The sequence below is a fragment of the Lelliottia sp. GFLA7 genome, assembly GCF_056490165.1.
Window position 1 is genome coordinate 139,463 of the sequence record NZ_JBWLAQ010000003.1, and the last position, 12,678, is coordinate 152,140.

11 protein-coding genes and 2 tRNA genes are annotated in these 12,678 nt (G+C 53.8%); 10 read left to right on the plus strand and 3 right to left on the minus strand.

The window, feature by feature from the left end:
* Window positions 1–72: 72 nt before the first annotated feature.
* Window positions 73–1,041: an archaetidylserine decarboxylase gene (gene asd, locus AC07RN_RS10950; RefSeq protein WP_133631914.1), complete on the minus strand. Its 969-nt coding sequence runs from the start codon at window positions 1,039–1,041 to the stop codon at window positions 73–75.
* Between the two features lie 97 nt (window positions 1,042–1,138).
* Window positions 1,139–2,191, minus strand: coding sequence for a small ribosomal subunit biogenesis GTPase RsgA (rsgA, locus tag AC07RN_RS10955; RefSeq protein ID WP_190275361.1), 1,053 nt, complete (start codon window positions 2,189–2,191; stop codon window positions 1,139–1,141).
* Window positions 2,192–2,298: 107 nt separating this feature from the next.
* Between rsgA and orn the strand changes: the two genes are divergently transcribed.
* From orn to AC07RN_RS10970, 3 genes are all read left to right on the plus strand, one after another.
* Window positions 2,299–2,844, plus strand: coding sequence for an oligoribonuclease (gene orn, locus AC07RN_RS10960; protein ID WP_011915609.1), 546 nt, complete (start codon window positions 2,299–2,301; stop codon window positions 2,842–2,844).
* A 242-nt stretch (window positions 2,845–3,086) separates the two neighbouring features.
* Window positions 3,087–3,162, plus strand: a tRNA-Gly gene (locus AC07RN_RS10965).
* 97 nt (window positions 3,163–3,259) lie between these two features.
* Window positions 3,260–3,335, plus strand: a tRNA-Gly gene (locus AC07RN_RS10970).
* Between the two features lie 271 nt (window positions 3,336–3,606).
* Here AC07RN_RS10970 and queG read toward each other — a convergent pair.
* Window positions 3,607–4,746, minus strand: a complete 1,140-nt coding sequence (gene queG / locus AC07RN_RS10975; RefSeq protein ID WP_478336348.1) for a tRNA epoxyqueuosine(34) reductase QueG — start codon at window positions 4,744–4,746, stop codon at window positions 3,607–3,609.
* On the opposite strand from queG, the gene nnr reads away from it, so the two are divergent.
* The 7 genes from nnr (at window position 4,745) to hflX (ending at window position 12,629) form a co-directional block, all read left to right on the plus strand.
* Window positions 4,745–6,271, plus strand: a complete 1,527-nt coding sequence (gene nnr / locus AC07RN_RS10980; RefSeq protein ID WP_478336349.1) for a bifunctional ADP-dependent NAD(P)H-hydrate dehydratase/NAD(P)H-hydrate epimerase — start codon at window positions 4,745–4,747, stop codon at window positions 6,269–6,271. The genes queG and nnr overlap by 2 nt on opposite strands.
* Entirely contained in the window at window positions 6,264–6,725 is a 462-nt protein-coding gene (tsaE, locus tag AC07RN_RS10985; RefSeq protein WP_133631910.1) for a tRNA (adenosine(37)-N6)-threonylcarbamoyltransferase complex ATPase subunit type 1 TsaE, read from the plus strand. The genes nnr and tsaE overlap by 8 nt, the downstream gene beginning before the upstream one ends.
* Window positions 6,726–6,741: 16 nt before the next feature.
* Window positions 6,742–8,082, plus strand: coding sequence for an N-acetylmuramoyl-L-alanine amidase AmiB (gene amiB, locus AC07RN_RS10990; RefSeq protein WP_478336350.1), 1,341 nt, complete (start codon window positions 6,742–6,744; stop codon window positions 8,080–8,082).
* A gap of 9 nt (window positions 8,083–8,091) precedes the next feature.
* Complete coding sequence (gene mutL, locus AC07RN_RS10995; RefSeq protein WP_478336351.1) at window positions 8,092–9,933, plus strand: DNA mismatch repair endonuclease MutL; 1,842 nt, start codon at window positions 8,092–8,094, stop codon at window positions 9,931–9,933.
* Window positions 9,926–10,876 (plus strand): tRNA (adenosine(37)-N6)-dimethylallyltransferase MiaA, encoded by a 951-nt coding sequence (miaA, locus tag AC07RN_RS11000; RefSeq protein ID WP_407438363.1) that lies wholly within the window; start codon window positions 9,926–9,928, stop codon window positions 10,874–10,876. Before mutL ends, miaA begins: the two co-directional genes overlap by 8 nt.
* An 85-nt stretch (window positions 10,877–10,961) precedes the next feature.
* Window positions 10,962–11,273: an RNA chaperone Hfq gene (gene hfq, locus AC07RN_RS11005; protein WP_011915616.1), complete on the plus strand. Its 312-nt coding sequence runs from the start codon at window positions 10,962–10,964 to the stop codon at window positions 11,271–11,273.
* A 75-nt stretch (window positions 11,274–11,348) separates the two neighbouring features.
* Entirely contained in the window at window positions 11,349–12,629 is a 1,281-nt protein-coding gene (gene hflX / locus AC07RN_RS11010; RefSeq protein WP_235134587.1) for a ribosome rescue GTPase HflX, read from the plus strand.
* Window positions 12,630–12,678 lie beyond the last annotated feature (49 nt).

Sequence of the window (12,678 nt, forward strand, 5' to 3'; positions counted from 1 at the left end):
CTTCATACATTTTTTGCTTCAGGCTGCCTGCTGGCGGTTGGCTCAGGGCAGCCTGAAGGGTGTGCGTATGTTTTAGACTGGGTCTTTACTGTCGTCAACCAGCGGGCTGGCGTCGTGTTCAGCTTTGATCTCTTCTTCTGCCAGCGGCGCAGGTTCTGCATCCGGTGTCACGAAGGTTTCGGTAGAGATGGCCAGCGGTTGACCAATCTTAGTCACGGACAGGCTTTTCAGCGACTCTACCAGGTTAACTTTGCCCGGTGCGAACAGGTTAATCACTGTTGAACCGAGTTTGAACCGACCCATTTCCTGGCCTTTCAGCAGGGCGATTGACCCTTCGCTTTCGCCAGCCGGCCATGTCCAGCGTTTGATAACGCCTTCACGCGGTGGGGTAATCGTTCCAGCCCAAACGGTTTCAATGCTGCCCACAATCGTCGCACCCACCAGAATCTGGGCCATCGGACCGAATTCAGTATCAAACAGGCAGATGACGCGCTCGTTACGGGCGAACAGATTCGGCACGTTCTGCGCGGTCAGATGATTCACGGAGAACAGGTCGCCTGGCACATAGATCATTTCGCGTAGGATACCGTTGCACGGCATATGTACGCGGTGATAGTCACGCGGCGACAGGTAAGTGGTCACAAACGAGCCGTTACGGAACAGATCCGCCATCAGATAGTTTCCTGCCAGCAGGGCTTCCATGCTGTAGTCGTGGCCTTTGGCCTGCAGGATTTTGTCTTCTTCAATCTTGCCGAGCTGGCTGATCACGCCGTCAGCAGGCATCACCAGCACGTTGGGATCGGTATTCAGCGGGCGAACTTCATCACGCAGTGGGCGCACGAAAAAATCGTTAAAGGAGCGATAGCTGGCAGTATCCGGCTTCTGCGCTTCTTTCATATCGACCTTGTAGTATTTAACGAACAGATCGATAACCAGCTTCGTCAGCCAGCCCGCTCGTTTGCTCGCGCCCCAACCCGCCAGGCGGGTGAGCCATAGTTTCGGCAGAATGTATTGAAGCGAAAGTTTAAATGAGTTTAACAAGGTAGCCTCCAGGCCATTGTTTTGTCGTTCCTGATCCGGCTTAACGCAGCCGGAACCTGAAAAAAGGGGACGATTTTAGCGACGCTTAGCTTAGTTGTCAGTTATCAGAATCAGAAAAGTTTTTACGTGTTTTTACCTGATCCATGCTTTCGAGAATGTGGTGATAATTGTAGAAGCGCGTTGCCGCGATTTTGCCTTCTTCAACCGCCTGACGAATGGCGCAGCCAGGATCATTGTCGTGTTTGCAGTCGCGGTATTTACAAGCGCCTAAATACTCATGGAATTCGACAAATCCGTTGAAGATTTGTTCCGGTTCAAGATGCCACAGACCAAATTCACGAACGCCGGGGGAGTCGATTACATCGCCGCCGTGGGGGAAATGATACAGGCGAGAAGCCGTGGTGGTGTGCTGGCCCAGACCCGAGTTGTCCGACACATCGTTGGTGAGGATCTCTTCCTGTAACCCCAGCAGGTTGTTCAGCAGGCTGGATTTACCCACGCCAGACTGGCCCGCAAAAATGCTGATACGGTCTGTCAGCGCTTCTTCAAGCGGCTTCAGGCCATCTTTCTTATGGCTCGACACCATCAGCACGCGATAGCCAATCTTACGGTAGATATCCATCTGCTCATTCACAAAACGCATGCCTTCGTCATCAAGCAGATCGATTTTGTTCAGAACGATCAGTGGTTCGACTTCAAGCGTTTCGCAGGCAACAAGATAGCGGTCGATAATATTGAGCGAAAGTTCGGGTAAAATCGCCGAAACAATCACGATCTGATTAATATTGGCGGCGATAGGTTTAACGCCGTCGTAAAAATCAGGACGATTGAGCACCGATGTGCGCTCATGAACCGCTTCGACGATGCCTTTTACTCTGACGCCTTCAGCGGCTGCTTTTCCCGGTCGCCAAACGACGCGGTCGCCGGTCACCAGCGATCGGATGGTGCGGCGGATGTTGCAGCGGTGAACGCCACCGTCGGCGGCTTCTACGTCAGCATGCATGCCGAAACGGCTAATGACCATGCCTTCTGTTGCTTCGCCAAACAGGTTGTCGTCGTAATCGGGTTTCTCCGAAGTGGTCTTAAGACGGCGTTCATGGTTGGCATTTACGCGGCGCTGTTGCCCTTTGGAGAGTTTATTTTTACTCAATCGTGCTGGCTCCTGGTCGCCCATAACGGGCAAAACCTCTATGATACACACTAATTAATACTAGTTAACCTGCTACAGCCGGTTATGCGAGAAGGGTGGAAAATAACATGAGCGCAGATGAAAACAACCTGATTTGGATCGATCTGGAAATGACCGGCCTTGATCCCGAGCGCGATCGCATCATTGAAATCGCGACGCTGGTGACCGATGCGAACCTGAATATCCTGGCTGAAGGCCCGACGATTGCGGTGCATCAGTCCGACGCGCAACTGGCGCTGATGGATGACTGGAACGTGCGGACGCATACCGGCAGTGGGCTGGTGGAGCGAGTGAAAGCCAGCACCCAAGGCGATCGCGAAGCGGAGCTGGCAACGATTGAATTCCTGAAGCAGTGGATTCCAGCGGGCAAATCGCCGATTTGCGGTAACAGCATTGGGCAAGACCGCCGCTTCCTGTTTAAGTACATGCCGGAGCTGGAGGCGTATTTCCATTACCGTTATCTGGACGTGAGCACGCTCAAAGAGCTGGCGCGTCGTTGGAAGCCGGAAATTTTAGACGGCTTTAAGAAGCAGGGAACGCATCAGGCAATGGATGACATTCGCGAGTCAGTGGCCGAACTGGCGTTTTACCGCGAGAATTTCATTAAGCTTTGATTTTTATGCCCGGTACGCTTGCGCGGCCGGGTATTTGCCGTTAAATTGTCCAGCTTGCCGATTAATTAATCACTTGAACGTGATTTTTAAAAAATCGCTTTCAGGGGGGTTGCAGCTAAAAGGATTTCTCGTATAATGCGCCTCCCGTAACGACAGAGAATTACGCGTTACGAAGCATCAAATTTAATCGCAGTATTTCGGGTCGCGGCTAACGAAGTGGCGTCTTGAAAGACGAAGATTATGCGGGAATAGCTCAGTTGGTAGAGCACGACCTTGCCAAGGTCGGGGTCGCGAGTTCGAGTCTCGTTTCCCGCTCCAAATTTGAAAAGTATCGCAAGATACGCACCACCAATCGCAGGATTTCAAGTTGCAGCAAGGCGGTCAACGCAGTGGCGGCTTGAAAGACAAAGATTAAGCGGGAATAGCTCAGTTGGTAGAGCACGACCTTGCCAAGGTCGGGGTCGCGAGTTCGAGTCTCGTTTCCCGCTCCAAATTCTTCTCCAATCTCCAGATTATCCACAGCGAATTCCTTCGTTGGGGACATTTTCTATTGTATTTGAAATATTCTTGTAAACAGAGTTATCCACAGTTAATACCGCCTTAGCGAAACGACCAAACGCTTCGCACGGTGAAGGGTTATTTTTTAACTGTATGAATAATATCAATAAAATTTAGTTTCAAAATGCTATCCAGATCACTTGACCTGTTTGCAAAGCCTGATGGTATCTGGTTTGGTAATTTTATTCACAGCCTGTGAATATATCAGGCGTCGCGGATAAGCCCTTTTTCGATCACTCTGACCAGTCGCTGTTTCTTCGGTAATTGCACCTCAACCACGCAGGCATTTCGCTTCTCAATTTGCTGCGCAATCGCCCATTCTATGTGCTCATCAAGAAGTGGGTGCTCACCTCTGCGCTTTTCCAGCGCTGTGATATTCGCTTCATCCCAGGAGGCGTTTCCTAATGCAACGGCAATATTTCGCAGCCAGCGCAGATGACCAATGCGTCGAATCGCAGACCCTTCCGTTATCCGCAAGAAATAAGCTTCGTCCCAGGCAAATAACTCAATGAGTTTCGGAGCGTGCAGGGCTTTACGCGGGCTGAAATCGTCTTCATCTGTCAGCTGCGAGTAGCGATTCCACGGGCAAATCAGCTGGCAATCGTCGCAACCGTAAATGCGGTTGCCGATAAGAGGACGAAACGCTTCCGGGATGGCCCCTTCCAGTTCGATGGTGAGATACGAGATGCAGCGGCGCGCATCAACGGTATAAGGCTCAACAATCGCACCCGTCGGGCAAATCGTCATGCATGCCACGCAGCGCCCGCAACCTTCTTCAACCGGACCATCCACGGGCAGCGGTAAATCAATTAGTAGCTCGCCCAGGAAAAAAAACGAACCTGCATCACGGCTTAGGATAAGTGAGTGCTTACCTGTCCATCCCAGGCCTGCTTTTTCGGCTATCGGGCGCTCAAGAATAGGCGCAGAGTCGACAAACGGTCTAAAATTCAGCGAGCCACAATGTTCCTGGATGGTTTCCCCCAGTTTTTTTAGGCGGTTACGCAGAAGTTTGTGGTAGTCACGCCCCAGGGCGTAACGGCTGACATAACCCAGCGACGGATCTTTCAGCGTGCGGGCAAACGCCGCGTTGGCGGGGAGATAGTTCATGCGAACGCTGATAACGCGCAAGGTACCCGGCAATAGCTCATGAGGGCGCGCGCGCATCATACCGTGGCGCGCCATCCACTCCATTTCGCCGTGGTACTGTTTGTCCAGCCAGGCCTGCAGTTTTGGCTCGCTCGCGGAAAGATCGGTATCGGTGATACCGACTTTCTGGAAGCCAAGCTCAGCGCCCCACTGTTTAATGTTTTGCGCTAACTGATTGAGATCGAGGGGCTGTGACATGACGGACCATACAATGAAGAAAAACCCCATCAGTATACCACATTCCATTTGGCCTGCGGATGACCTCCGTCGCGCTGAAAAAGAGGCCGCAGATAGCCTGGGTATCACGCTGTATGAACTGATGCTCCGTGCGGGCGAGGCGGCGTTTTCCGTGGCGCGAGAAACGTGTCCTGAGGCAAAACACTGGCTTATTTTGTGCGGGCACGGCAACAACGGTGGCGACGGTTATGTGGTCGCGCGTCTGGCCGTTGCTGCTGGCCTGCGCGCCACGCTGCTGGCCATCGAAAGTGAAAAACCGCTGCCAGAAGAGGCGAGCGAAGCGCGTGAGGCGTGGCTGAATGCGGGTGGGGAGATTCATGCCGCCGATATCAGCTGGCCAGAAGGGATTGATCTGATTGTTGATGGACTGCTGGGGACGGGGCTCAGGCTGGCTCCACGCGAAAATATTGCAACGCTTATCGATAAAGCGAATGCCTATCCGGCTCCTGTTATTGCGCTGGATATTCCGTCGGGCCTGATTGCCCAGACGGGTGCGACGCCGGGAGCGGTGATTCACGCAAAGCTTACGGTCACGTTTATTGCGCTCAAGCCTGGATTACTGACCGGCAAAGCGCGCGATGTGGTGGGAAAACTGCATCACCATGCGCTGGGGCTTGAAAGCTGGCTCGCCGGACAAGAACCGCCCATCGCACGCCTGGATGCGAATCAACTTGAGGCGTTGCTGCCGCCGCGCCGCCGCACATCGAACAAAGGCGATCACGGCAAGCTGGTGATTATTGGCGGCGATCATGGCACTGCGGGTGCGATTCGCATGACTGGAGAAGCCGCGCTGCGTGCGGGAGCCGGCCTGGTACGCGTGCTGACGCGCATCGACAATATCCTTCCCATTATTACCGCTCGCCCTGAACTGATGGCTCATGAACTGACGCCAGAATCCCTTGATGCAAGCCTGGAGTGGGCCGATGTGGTGGTCATTGGTCCAGGGTTGGGGCAACAAGCGTGGGGCAAGAACGCGCTACAAAAGGTCGAGAATTGTCGTAAACCGATGCTGTGGGATGCCGACGCGCTTAACCTTCTGGCAATCAACCCTGATAAACGTCACAATCGCATCCTGACGCCACACCCCGGCGAGGCCGCGCGGCTGCTTAGCTGCAGCGTCGCAGAAATTGAAAACGATCGCTTACTTTCTGCGCAGCGTCTGGTAAAACGTTACGGAGGTGTTGCAGTTTTAAAAGGGGCGGGCACGATTGTGGCCTGTGAGTCTGGCGCGCTCAGCATTATTGACGCGGGCAATGCGGGAATGGCGAGTGGCGGAATGGGCGATGTGCTCTCCGGTATTATCGGCGCGTTGCTAGGACAACATTTCAACCCTTACGAAGCAGCCAGTGTAGGCTGCGTGGTCCACGGTGCGGCAGCAGATAAGCTCGCGGTTCGCTACGGAACGCGCGGTATGCTGGCCACCGATCTTTTTGACACGCTGCGGCGTGTTGTTAACCCAGATGTGATTGACGTAGAAAATGACTAATCGAGTGATGGCTTTACCCGACGAGCAGGCAACTTTGGATCTTGGCAAGCGCCTGGCGCTGGCCTGTGAGGGCGCGACCGTCATTTATTTGTATGGCGATTTGGGTGCGGGTAAAACAACGTTTAGCCGGGGATTTTTGCAGGCCCTGGGCCATAAAGGGAACGTGAAAAGCCCGACTTATACGCTGGTTGAACCCTATACCCTCGACAATCTGATGGTGTACCACTTCGATCTTTACCGTCTTGCGGACCCTGAGGAGCTCGAATTTATGGGGATCCGTGACTATTTTGCCAACGACGCCATTTGCCTGGTGGAGTGGCCGCAACAAGGTGCGGGTGTGTTGCCTGACCCGGACGTCGAAATTCACTTAGATTACCAGGCTCAAGGGCGTGAGGCACGCATCAGTGCTGTTTCCTCATCAGGTAATTCCTTGCTGGCGCGTTTAGCTGGCTGAACTCAGGGATAACGGGATGATTAATCGCGTTAAAGGTTGGTTGTTGGCTGCAACGGTGCTGCTGTGCGCACAGGCTGGAGCCGCAAGTTTATCGGATATTCAGGTCTCCAACGGTGATTCGCAGGCGCGGATTACCTTCAGTTTTATGGGCGATCCGGATTATGCGTTTTCGCAGGTTGATAAGCGCAGCGTGGCGCTGGATATCAAACAGACTGGCGTGATTCAGGGCCTGCCGCTGCAATTTAGCGGCAATAACCTGGTTAAAAGCATTCGTTCCGGTACGGCGAAAGATGCGCAGTCTTTACGGCTGGTGGTCGATCTCACCCAAAACGGTAAAACCCGCGCCGTGAAGCAGCAAAACGGTGCGAATTACACCGTGGTCTTTACGATCAATGCTGATGCTCCGCCGCCGCCGCCGCCGCCTGTCGTGGCGAAACGCGTTGAAGCGCCGATTGTCGCATCGCGTCCGTCTGAACCTGCACGTAATCCGTTCAAAGCGGAAAACGATCGCATGACCAGCGTCACCAGCAGTAATACGGTCACGCGCCCTGCGGCACGCGCTCGTCCTGCCACGAATACCAGTGACGAGAAAGTGATTATCGCCATTGATGCGGGGCACGGCGGGCAAGATCCTGGCGCAATTGGCCCTGGCGGTACGCGTGAGAAAAACGTCACCATCGCGATTGCGCGCAAACTGCGCGAACGTCTGAATGACGACCCGATGTTTAAAGGCGTGATGACCCGCGATGGCGATTACTTTATCTCCGTCATGGGGCGTTCTGACGTTGCGCGTAAGCAAAACGCTAACTTCCTGGTGTCAATTCATGCGGATGCTGCGCCAAATCGCAGCGCGACCGGCGCTTCCGTTTGGGTGTTGTCGAATCGCCGCGCTAACAGCGAGATGGCGAACTGGCTGGAAGAGCACGAGAAACAGTCTGAACTGTTGGGTGGCGCAGGTGATGTGCTGGCAAACAGTCAGTCCGACCCGTATCTCAGCCAGGCGGTACTGGATTTACAATTCGGTCATTCCCAGCGCGTCGGGTATGATGTTGCCACTAACGTGATAAGCCAATTGCAGAGCGTGGGTGCTATCCACAAACGCCGTCCTGAGCACGCCAGTCTTGGCGTGTTGCGTTCGCCGGACATCCCGTCGATTCTGGTCGAAACCGGCTTTATCAGTAATAACGGCGAAGAGCGCCTGCTGGCGAGCGACAGTTATCAGCAGGAAATCGCCGATGCTATTTACAACGGTCTGCGCAATTACTTTGCGTCTCACCCGTTACAGTCAGCGCCGCCAGGGGGCGGGGGACAAACTGCCAGCGCAGCCCTTCCCGGTGAGATGAGCGCGACCCACTAAGGAGAATTCATGCCGATTCAGGTTCTGCCGCCGCAGCTTGCGAACCAAATCGCCGCCGGCGAAGTGGTAGAGCGTCCTGCATCGGTTGTGAAGGAACTCGTCGAAAACAGTCTTGATGCGGGCGCGACCCGCATTGATATTGATATCGAGCGCGGTGGTGCAAAGCTTATCCGCATCCGTGACAACGGCTGCGGCATCAAAAAAGACGAGCTGGCGCTGGCGCTGGCGCGTCATGCCACCAGTAAAATTGCCTCGCTCGACGATCTGGAAGCCATTATCAGCCTCGGTTTTCGTGGCGAAGCGCTGGCCAGTATCAGCTCCGTATCCCGCCTGACGCTCACCTCCCGCACGGCTGAACAGCAGGAAGCCTGGCAGGCTTACGCCGAAGGGCGTGATATGGACGTGACGGTCAAACCCGCAGCCCACCCGGTGGGTACGACGCTGGAAGTGTTGGATCTGTTTTACAACACGCCCGCGCGCCGCAAGTTCATGCGTACCGAAAAAACCGAATTCAACCACATCGATGAGATCATTCGCCGCATCGCGCTGGCGCGTTTTGACGTCACGATTAACCTCAGCCATAACGGTAAGGTGATGCGCCAGTATCGCGCGGTGGCGGAGGGCGGGCAGAAAGAGCGCCGTCTGGGCGCAATTTGTGGTACGGCTTTTCTCGAACAGGCGCTGGCGATTGAGTGGCAGCATGGCGATCTAGCGATGCGCGGCTGGGTTGCCGACCCGAAAACGATGAACGCGACGCTGGCCGAGATTCAATATTGCTATGTGAATGGCCGTATGATGCGCGATCGCCTGATAAATCATGCGATTCGCCAGGCCTGTGAAGACAAACTGGGTGCCGATCAGCAGCCTGCGTTTGTGCTTTATCTTGAAATCGATCCGCATCAGGTGGATGTCAACGTGCATCCAGCCAAGCATGAGGTGCGTTTCCATCAGTCGCGACTGGTTCACGATTTTATTTATCAGGGCGTGCTGAGCGTGCTTCAGCAGCAGGCTGAGCCGTCGTTACCTCTGACCGAAGAGGCCATCAGCCCACGGCCAATCCCGGAAAACCGCGTCGCGGCGGGGCGCAACCAGTTTGCTGAGCCTGCGGTTGCGCGACAGCCTGAAGCGCCGCGCTATTCATCGGGCGCAAGTGCGCCGCGTCCAACCGGGGCGAACTATCCCCATGCACCGGTTTATCAGAAACAGCAGGGTGCGCTTTACAGCAAATTACTGGATACTCCCGCGGTTGAACGTAAAGAGAATGTCGCGCAGTCGGCTCCGGCACTGGATGGGCACAGCCAGAGTTTTGGGCGCGTGCTGACCATTATTGCGCCGGACATGGCTTTACTTGAACGCGATAGCCACCTTGCGTTGTTGGCGTTACCCGTCGCGGAGCGCTGGCTCAAACAAGTGCAGCTGACGCCGGGAACAAACGCAGCGTGCGCACAGCCGCTGTTGATTCCCGTCCGGCTTAAAGTGTCAGCAGAAGAAGTGGCGGTTTTAAACCGTGCAAAAGCGGTGTTGGTGGAAATGGGCATTGAATTTGTTGTAGAAGCACATCATGTGACCATTCGCGCGGTGCCTTTACCCTTACGCCAACAAAATTTACAAAACTTGATTCCTGAACTGATAGGCTACCTGGCGCAGCAAACATCCTTTGACGCTGCCAATACCGCGCAGTGGATCGCCCGCCATCTCGCGAGTGACCACAATCTGTGGAGTATGGCTCAGGCCATTACCGTATTGGCGGAAGTTGAACGTCTTTGTCCACAATTGGTCAAAGCTCCGCCGGGTGGTTTATTACAACCTGTTGATTTGCATTCGGCGATGAAAGCCCTGAAAGATGAGTGATGTGAGTAAGGCGAGCCTGCCTAAGGCGATTTTTTTGATGGGGCCTACGGCCTCCGGTAAAACGGCGTTAGCCATTGAGTTACGTAAAGTTTTGCCAGTAGAGTTGATTAGCGTCGATTCTGCCCTTATTTATCAAGGGATGGATGTCGGCACGGCGAAGCCAAATGCAGAAGAACTGCATGCGGCACCGCACCGGTTGCTGGATATTCTCGACCCGGCGCAGGCGTATTCCGCAGCGGATTTCCGTCGCGATGCGCTCGCTGAGATGGCTGAGATAACCGCGGCGGGACGGATACCGTTGTTGGTCGGCGGTACCATGCTTTATTTTAAGGCACTGTTGGAGGGGTTATCACCTTTGCCATCAGCGGATCCTGAAGTAAGAGCCAAGATTGAGCAGCAGGCGGCAGAGCAGGGATGGAGCGCGTTGCATAAGCAACTGGAAGAGGTTGATCCGGTTGCCGCAGCACGGATTCATCCAAATGATCCGCAAAGGCTTTCCCGAGCACTGGAAGTTTTTTTCATTTCGGGTAAAACTTTAACGGAACTGACGCAAACGTCAGGCGAGGCTCTGCCGTATCAGGTGCATCAGTTCGCCATCGCCCCGGCGAGCCGTGAACTGCTCCATCAACGAATTGAGCAGCGTTTTCATCAGATGTTAGCTTCAGGTTTTGAAGCAGAAGTGCGGGCGTTATTTGCTCGCGGAGATTTGCATACGGACATGCCTTCCATTCGTTGTGTCGGATATCGCCAGATGTGGTCATACATTGAAGGTGAGATCTCATACGATGAAATGGTTTATCGAGGTGTTTGCGCCACCAGACAGTTGGCGAAGCGGCAGATAACCTGGTTGCGTGGTTGGGAGGGGATTCACTGGTTAGACAGTGAAAAACCTGAACAGTCATACAACGAAGTTTTACAGGTTGTGGGTGCTATCGCAGACTGAGTGTGTACAATTAAGTCGTACCGTGCGCAATTTTTCAGAATCGCAAGGTTCTAAGTACAAAACAAACATATAAGGAAAAGAGAGAATGGCTAAGGGGCAATCTTTACAAGATCCGTTCTTGAACGCACTGCGTCGTGAACGTGTTCCAGTTTCTATTTATTTGGTGAATGGTATTAAGCTGCAAGGTCAGATTGAATCTTTCGATCAGTTCGTGATCCTGTTGAAAAACACGGTCAGCCAGATGGTTTATAAGCACGCTATCTCTACTGTTGTTCCGTCCCGTCCAGTTTCTCATCACAGCAACAACGCTGGCGGCGGCACCGGTAGTAACTTCCATCATGGCAGCAACGCACAGGGTTCTTCTGCTCCTGCGCAAGACAGCGACGAAACCGAATAAGGTTGCGGGCTGTTTTTCCACACGGGGAGCCAGGTTTTCTGCGTTCCCCGCTGATTTATATTGAGGATAATACGCTTGTTTGACCGTTATGATGCCGGTGAGCATGCGGTGCTGGTACACATCTATTTTACGCAAGACAAAGATAAAGAAGACCTTGAGGAGTTTGAAGCTCTGGTCTCTTCTGCTGGCGTCGAAGCAATGCAGGTGATTACTGGTAGTCGTAAAGCACCGCACCCGAAGTTTTTTGTAGGCGAAGGTAAAGCAATCGAAATTGCGGAAGCCGTAAAAGCAACCGGCGCGTCAGTCGTGCTGTTTGACCATGCGTTGTCTCCGGCTCAAGAGCGTAACCTGGAAAGTCTGTGCGAATGTCGTGTTATCGACCGCACCGGCCTGATATTAGATATTTTTGCTCAGCGTGCACGTACCCACGAGGGGAAATTGCAGGTTGAGCTGGCGCAATTGCGTCATCTGGCAACGCGCCTTGTGCGTGGCTGGACCCACCTTGAAAGACAAAAAGGCGGTATTGGTTTGCGCGGCCCGGGTGAAACCCAGCTCGAAACTGACCGTCGACTACTGCGTGGTCGTATTACCCAGATCCTTTCGCGACTGGCAAGAGTCGAGAAACAGCGTGAGCAAGGACGTCGTTCGCGAACCAAAGCTGACATCCCAACGGTGTCGCTGGTGGGGTATACCAATGCCGGTAAATCCACCCTGTTTAACCAGATTACCAATGCTGAAGTCTACGCCGCAGACCAGTTGTTTGCGACGCTTGACCCTACGCTTCGCCGTATTGATGTTGCGGACGTCGGCGAAACCGTGCTGGCGGATACCGTAGGCTTTATTCGTCATTTGCCACACGATTTGGTGGCGGCGTTTAAAGCGACCTTGCAGGAGACGCGTCAGGCGACCCTGCTGCTGCATATTATTGACGCCGCCGATTTCCGCTTGCAGGAAAATATCGATGCGGTGAATACCGTGCTTGAAGAGATTGAAGCGGACGATATCCCAACGCTGTTGGTGATGAATAAAATCGATATGCTCGAAGATTTCGAGCCGCGTATCGACCGAGATGATGAGAACAAACCGATTCGGGTCTGGCTATCTGCACAGACCGGGGTTGGCGTGCCACTGCTTTTCCAGGCTTTAACAGAACGTCTTTCCGGTGAGGTTGCTCAGCACACGCTGCGTCTGCCACCACAGGAAGGCAAGCTGCGCAGCCGGTTTTATCAACTTCAGGCGATAGAAAAAGAGTGGATGGAGGATGACGGCAGCGTGGGGATGCAGGTGCGTATGCCAATCGTTGACTGGCGTCGCCTCTGTAAACAAGAACCTACGTTGATCGACTACGTAGTCTGATCAGATTAGGGTAGTCCTGAAGATATTCGCCCTTGCATAACAAATATGG